4 protein-coding genes are annotated in these 2,291 nt (G+C 32.1%); 3 read left to right on the top strand and 1 reads right to left on the bottom strand.

Going from position 1 to position 2,291, the window contains the following annotated elements:
• The first annotated feature begins 157 nt into the window (after positions 1–157).
• Positions 158–370, top strand: coding sequence for a tyrosine-type recombinase/integrase (locus tag EDD71_RS15045; RefSeq protein ID WP_341472352.1), 213 nt, complete (start codon positions 158–160; stop codon positions 368–370).
• Between the two features lie 182 nt (positions 371–552).
• Positions 553–1,221, top strand: coding sequence for a hypothetical protein (locus tag EDD71_RS15040; protein ID WP_133629524.1), 669 nt, complete (start codon positions 553–555; stop codon positions 1,219–1,221).
• A gap of 512 nt (positions 1,222–1,733) precedes the next feature.
• On the opposite strand, the gene EDD71_RS15580 is transcribed toward EDD71_RS15040, so the two are convergent.
• Complete coding sequence (locus EDD71_RS15580) at positions 1,734–2,057, bottom strand: transposase (protein WP_207669366.1); 324 nt, start codon at positions 2,055–2,057, stop codon at positions 1,734–1,736.
• Here EDD71_RS15580 and EDD71_RS15460 point away from each other — a divergent pair.
• A complete protein-coding gene (locus EDD71_RS15460; protein WP_166636514.1) occupies positions 1,990–2,145 on the top strand; it encodes a hypothetical protein in 156 nt (51 codons plus the stop codon). The two genes, EDD71_RS15580 and EDD71_RS15460, sit on opposite strands and share 68 nt — an antisense overlap.
• Positions 2,146–2,291: the final 146 nt, after the last annotated feature.

Raw genomic sequence — 2,291 nt, 5'->3', positions numbered from 1 at the left:
TTAACTACCTGACATACCTCTTTGAACAGATTCCAAATGTCGATACCAAGGACAAGAACATTATAGATTCTTTACTTCCCTGGTCAGATACATTATCTGACAACTGCAGAGTTTCTAGTCAAGAATAATGATACATCAATCCCCATCTACATAATAGGTGGGGATTATTTTACGCTTACATTCTCTAAGACATTCCTTTGCAACCCATCTTTTAGAATCAGGAACAGATTTGAGATATATCCAGAAACTTCTTGGACATCAAAGCTCAAAAACAACAGAAATATATACCCATGTAACCGAGAAAAGTGTTTCTAATATACAAAGCCCACTCGACAGGCTATTAAATGATTTTGATCCAAACGATGTTTAATTAGGGAGGTGGAAATTAGTCCAGATAGATAAATGGCCGACACAGTGTCAGACTATTCACGAGTATCACGACATGTGTCAGTTTATTTGGTAGTTAGACGCGATTCTTGAGTAAGTTTTGTGGAAGTAGTAAGATAAGACGACGTAATGATTAATTATAGTTTGTGAGGGTGAAAGATAAAGATGGTTATTGAAAAGAATAATTTTAAAAATGGATTTAATTTTTTTTGCTTGAGTCTATGTGCTTTTGCAGGATTAGGTTTAGAGGCTCTATTGGCTTTTTTGATTGAACCTTTTATATATGGCAAAAGTCTGAATGAGTTTTCTATAACAGAAAGTATATTACATTGGGTACTAACTTGTATTATTTGGGCTGTTGTGTCTTTGGTATTGATTAAAGCAGCAAAGAAAAAATATACTTTTGATATTTTTTCTTATAAAAGTTCTATAGGGTTGCAAAATTGGATTTTATGCTTTGTACTTTTAGCTATTTCTTTAGTTATTAAATTCATTAGTTGGAATGGATTTAAGGTCGTGAAAGAATTTTTATCTAACGGTTGGTTAAAATTCATATTTCAATACATTTATTATTTATTTGAAACAATACTTTTTATTTTAATTATTGTTTTTGCTCAAAGGGCTGGAGAGGTATGGTTTAGGAAAGATAACATTCCATGGGGTGGCATACTTGTTGCCTTAACATGGGGATTATCACATATATTTACCAAAGGTGAATTATTGATAGGAATTTTAGCTTTCTTTGGTGGTTTGTTATACGGCATTTTGTATCTCGTTAGCAAAAAGAACATTTATATTGCATATCCATTAATCTTTTTAATGTTTGTACTATAGATTATGTTAATAATCTATAGTGAGAGTATTTAAATAGCCGAAGCACTCAGAAAGTCTGGAGGAGAAGTTACTTTAGTTATTATACCTAATGCAGGACATGAACTATGTACAAAGGTATTTGAAAGAGATGACTTATATAGATGGATATTAGAAAAGAATGGATTAGTATAGGGTGTAGACGTACGCTACTGCACCTAACAAAAAATTCCCATTCAGCTTGGCTTGGAAAAACAGCCAAGTTACACCTGCGAAGCTAAGCGAAGTCTCGCTAAGCTTCTCGGCGTCGGAAAAAATTCGAGACGTTATCTGCAATCCCAGTTATGAAAAATATACAAGCTTTTAAATAAATATTGATCGGGGACGGTTAATTAAATAGAGTACATCCGCAGTTGATGTATAAAAAAGGCACTATGATAAATAAATCACAGTGCCTTTTTCGTATCTGCAAGTATTATATAGCCTCCAATTGCGGGTGTACGTTATTGAACGATGCTGAAAGATTAACCTTTCTTCTATGGAATTTCAATTAGCATCTTAAATAATTTAGCAGTATTAAGTTTGTCTTTTTTCTTTTTTATCATTACCCCAAATATTTTCCGGCATCGCGCAAGTTTTAAATTTCTGTTCTTGTTACTTAAGATTCCATAGTATCGTATCTTGATAAATCTTTGCGGAAATATATGCAGAAGAAACCTTCTAATAAATTCTAATGCATCTAAAGTCATAAGCTTGTTTTTGTTATTGTCCTTGTTAAGTCCGGAGGAATAAATGGTTGATAGAATAGCTTTATGTTTAATATTGGTAGTAGAAACTAAAATTAAATTAACCTCATCCATAGGCAGAACAACTGGAGGAACCTTTTTGGGTTTGTGTTTAGGAATAAGTTTACTAAAGTCCCATGATACAGAAAGAACATTTTCATAGAGAAATTTTAATAGCCACCGAGTATGCGGTTTCGTTCAATTAGTAATTTACTGTTACACAGCACAATAAAATATGCTGATAAAGTCACAATATAATAACCTCAAAATAATAAAAAATGATTCTAAAAACAGCAGATTAAATAAACT

It is taken from the genome of Fonticella tunisiensis (assembly GCF_004364155.1).
Lineage (GTDB): Bacteria > Bacillota > Clostridia > Clostridiales > Caloramatoraceae > Fonticella > Fonticella tunisiensis.
The sequence above is the reverse complement of the archived record's forward strand: the minus strand, read 5'-3'. Positions and strand labels throughout refer to the sequence as shown.